4 protein-coding genes are annotated in these 4,088 nt (G+C 65.1%); 1 reads left to right on the plus strand and 3 read right to left on the minus strand.

Annotation, left to right across the window (positions count from 1 at the left end; all coding sequences use genetic code 11):
* Positions 1-189: 189 nt before the first annotated feature.
* Complete coding sequence (locus WEA77_RS06970; RefSeq protein WP_368067149.1) at positions 190-2,754, plus strand: ligase-associated DNA damage response DEXH box helicase; 2,565 nt, start codon at positions 190-192, stop codon at positions 2,752-2,754.
* Here WEA77_RS06970 and WEA77_RS06975 read toward each other — a convergent pair whose 3' ends face one another.
* From WEA77_RS06975 to WEA77_RS06985, 3 genes are all read right to left on the minus strand, one after another.
* The gene (locus tag WEA77_RS06975; RefSeq protein ID WP_368067150.1) at positions 2,755-3,462 is read right to left on the minus strand and encodes a hypothetical protein; all 708 of its coding nucleotides are present in this window, start codon (positions 3,460-3,462) and stop codon (positions 2,755-2,757) included. It abuts the gene before it with no gap.
* Positions 3,463-3,569: 107 nt separating this feature from the next.
* Entirely contained in the window at positions 3,570-3,872 is a 303-nt protein-coding gene (locus WEA77_RS06980; RefSeq protein ID WP_368067151.1) for a 2OG-Fe(II) oxygenase family protein, read from the minus strand.
* Positions 3,850-4,088 (minus strand): hypothetical protein (locus WEA77_RS06985; RefSeq protein ID WP_368067152.1); only part of this gene is annotated, 239 nt, incomplete at its 5' end. The genes WEA77_RS06985 and WEA77_RS06980, both read right to left, overlap by 23 nt.

A 4,088-nucleotide genomic window follows, 5' to 3' on the forward strand; every position in this document is an offset into this window, starting at 1 on the left:
TGGCCTTGGCCTTCTGTAACACCGCGTCCGCCGAGGCCGGCAGGGCGGCGGCGACGACGGCAAGGCTGGCAATCAACAGTCGGGACATCAGGAACTCCGGGAAGGGTCTCGAAGCCGGGCAAAGTGTTCCCGGCATGACAAAAAGGAAAGGGGGAGGCGCAGTGGCTTGCAGTAGTTTAATGAATGCTCATGGCCGATACACAAGCCTCTTCCTTCCGGTTGCCGCCTGCATTCGAGGCGTGGTTCTCTGCGCGCGGCTGGACGCCGAGACCGCACCAGCTGGCGCTGGCAGAGGCCTCTCTGCGGGGAGAGAGCGCCTTGCTGATAGCGCCAACCGGCGGCGGCAAGACGCTCGCGGGCTTCCTGGGCAGTCTAGTGGAGCTGGCTGAACGCGGCGCAACGAATTCGGGCATTCCTGCGATCCATACGCTGTATATATCGCCTCTGAAGGCGCTGGCGGCGGATGTTCAACGAAACGTGATGACGCCGGTGACCGAGATGGGCCTGCCCATCCGTATCGAGACCCGCACCGGCGATACCGCCGCGCATGTGCGCCAGAAGCAGAGAAAGACACCGCCGGACATCCTGCTGACCACGCCGGAACAGCTGGCGCTGCTGATCGCGTCCGATCATGCAGCAGCCTTTTTCGCAGACTTGCGCTGCGTCATTGTAGACGAGATCCACGCGCTGGCGCCCTCTAAGCGGGGAGACCTGTTGTCTCTCGGTCTCGCGACACTGGCGGAATGGGCGCCGGCCTGCCGGTTCCTGGGCCTTTCGGCGACCGTCCACGAGCCGGAGGAGCTGGCGCGGTGGCTGGATGTGCGTGAGCGGACGGAAAGTGAGCCAGTGACCCTTGCAACCCCGCTTTCTGCAAGCCTGGCGAAGGGGCCAGAAGGTCGCATTCGGATCATTCCTGCACAGGGCGGCGTCAAGGCGGACGTGGACATCCTCATCTCCCGGGAACGCATCCCCTGGTCTGGCCATTCCGGGCGGTTTGCGGTCGCCGAAGTGTATGAATCGATCAGGGCGGCGAACATGACGCTGGTCTTCGTCAACACGCGCAGTCAGGCTGAGCTGATGTTCCAGGAACTCTGGAATGCCAACGAGGACGGCCTGCCAATTGCACTGCACCATGGCTCGCTCGTGCGCGAGCAGCGTCAGCGTGTCGAGGCCGCGATGGCCGCAGGCTTGCTTAAGGCTGTGGTGTGCACGTCCACGCTCGATCTCGGCATCGACTGGGGCGAAGTGGACCTCGTGATCCAGATGGGCGCCCCGAAAGGCGCCGCGCGCCTGGTCCAGCGCATCGGGCGCGCCAATCACCGGATGGACGAGGCGAGCAAAGCCATCCTTGTGCCGACGAATCGCTTTGAGGTGCTCGAATGCCGCGCCGCCGAGGCCGCCGTTGAGGCTGGCGAGATCGACGGCGAGGGCGTGCGCACCGGCGCGCTCGATATCCTTGCGCAACACATCATGGGGCGGGCTTGCGGCGAGGGTTTCCGTCTGGACGGGCTGTTCGACGAGGTGCGCCGCGCCGCGCCCTATGCCTGGCTCGACTGGGAGACGTTCGAGCGGATCGTGGATTTCGTCGCTACCGGCGGCTATGCGCTGAAAACCTATGACCGGTTCCACCGCATCGTGCGGCGCAGTGACGGGCTGTGGGTGGCTCGCACGGCGCGGGACAAGCAGGCGCACCGGATGAATGTAGGCTCAATTGTCGAGGCTCCAATGCTGTCTGTGCGGCTGGCGAGTTTTGCGGCGAAGGCGGGCCTGCCGAAGAGCAGCGAGCAACGCGCCCTCCGCGCCGGACGCAAGCTGGGCGAAATGGAGGAGTATTTTCTTAGCCTGCTCACGCCCGGCGACACTTTCCTGTTCGGCGGCGAGGTCCTGCGTCTGATCGCAATTGACGGCATGGATGCGCTGGTGATGCGGGCTCAGTCTGACTCGCCTGCAATCCCGACATACAACGGCGGCAAGTTCCCGCTGACGACCTTCCTCGCTGACCGTGTACGGAAGATGATCCACGATCCGGCGCAATGGACAGGCCTTCCGGATCCCGTGCGGGAGTGGTTCGAGATACAGGCGCTCCGCTCTGCCATTCCGCCGCCAGACCACCTGCTGGTCGAGACCTTCCCGCGCGCCGGTCGGCATTATCTCGTCTGCTATCCTTTTGAGGGGCGTCTCGCGCACCAGACGCTCGGCATGCTGGTCACGCGGCGCCTTGAGCGGATGGGCGCGAAGCCTTCGGGCTTTGTAGCGAGCGAGTATGCGATGGCGGTCTGGGGCCTGGAGGACATGCGCGGCCTCGACATGGACGCAGTGTTCCACCCCGACATGCTGGGCGACGAGCTTGAAGAGTGGCTCGCCGAAAGCGCGCTGATGAAACGCACCTTTGCCCACTGCGCCATCATCTCCGGCCTCATCCATCGCAATCTTCCGGGTACCGAAAAGAACTCGCGCCAGGTAACCTTCTCAACCGATCTGATCTATGATGTGCTTCGCAGCCACGAGCCGGATCATATCCTGCTGCAGGCCGCGCGTATGGACGCCGCCACGGGCCTGCTCGATGTGCGCCGCCTGTCCGAAATGCTCGCCCGCATCGAAGGCCGCATCGTGCACAAGCCGCTTCAGCGCATCAGCCCCTTCGCCGTGCCCGTCATGCTCGAAGTCGGCCGTGAGCCTGTGTTCGGCGCCTCCGCCATGGAGGCGGTGCTCCGCGAAGCCGAGGATGACCTCGTGCGCGATGCGATGGGTTGATCAGGCAGGGTCGAAGAAGTCCAGCGCCAGTCCGTATACGGCCGGGTTTGCGGCGCGCATTTCAGGGCTGTCGGAGCGGTAGACCTTTTCCGGGTCGCCGGAGACGGCTGAGACAATACTCTCCGGCAGGTCGGCCGGCAGTGCCATCACCATGCCGACTTCGCAGGTCTCGCCCGGCTTGGCCGCCAAAGCCCCGCCCTGCCAATTGGTCACTTCGCCGGCATTGTGGTTCTCGAAACCCATCATCTCGAAAGGACCGCCATTTGCCGCCTCGACATCGGCAAGGCTCGCGCCGACGAACAGGCCGACAGGGCCGATCCACTGGCTGTCCTCACCTTGCACCCGCACGTGGCGCGGGCCGCCGCTCGACTTGTCCAGCCAGAAGAGTTCGGCGCGCGTCGCCGGCTCATTCGGGTACAGCACGAGCGCCGTCTCGGTGCTGTCGACCCAGGACAATTCCTCCTCCGCCAGGTTTTCCGCACCAAACATTGCCGCGAGCGTCTCGCGGGTCGTCTCCGCGCCGATCAATCCATCGGCGCCGCAGGTCATGGCAGGCAGGCGCGACATGGTCTCGGTCACCGGTGCGTCCTCGACAATCAATTCGGCCGCTTCCAGCGCCGCAACCGGCGGCCCAGTCTCCTGACAAGCCGTAAGGGCAATCGCGCCGATCGACGCCAGAAGGGCCGCGCGGAATGGGAGCCGGGTCAAGGTTTATCCTCCAGGGGGCGCTCCCGGTGCAGGAGCTTCGGGCGCACTAAAGCCGAGCGCTGGCCTTGTGTCCATTCACGCCAGAGGCCGCCGCCGCAGCCATCCGGTCACGGCATGGCGCGCGCCTTTCGCAAAAGGCGCAACCGCGCTGACCCCATGCCGCTGGGGCGCGCGCGCAACAGCGACAGCGTGTTGAACCTGGGCGTGAAGGCTTCCTGCACATGCCCGTCCTCGCCGGTAAACATCAGCAGGCCGCCGAGAGCAGCTGGCCAGTCGGGTGTCAGGTTCACGGCGAAGGCTGCAATCTGGTTGAACTCCGGCAGGCCGTCATCATGGGAGGTCAGGAAATGACCCGCGCGGTAAAGGGTCAGCTGGCCGTCGCAGAGGTTATGCCGGGGCGTGGGGCTCATTCAGCACGGTATGGAGGAGGCAGATGAAAGCGTCCGAATTCAGCGCCTCCGCCATCGTGCGCAGCGGGCCGTCGGGCAGGGCGCCGCCGCCCGGGTTGTCGTAAAGAGGGTGACGCTCGAACCGGTACTGGAAGCCTTTGCGCGCTTCCTGCGCCACCAGTACCTCGAAGGTCTGCAGCCGGTCCTTCCGCGCCTGCTCCATCTGCGCGGCGTCAA

Origin of the sequence: Hyphomonas sp. (assembly GCF_040882205.1) — a bacterium.
Taxonomy (GTDB): Bacteria; Pseudomonadota; Alphaproteobacteria; order Caulobacterales; family Hyphomonadaceae; genus Hyphomonas.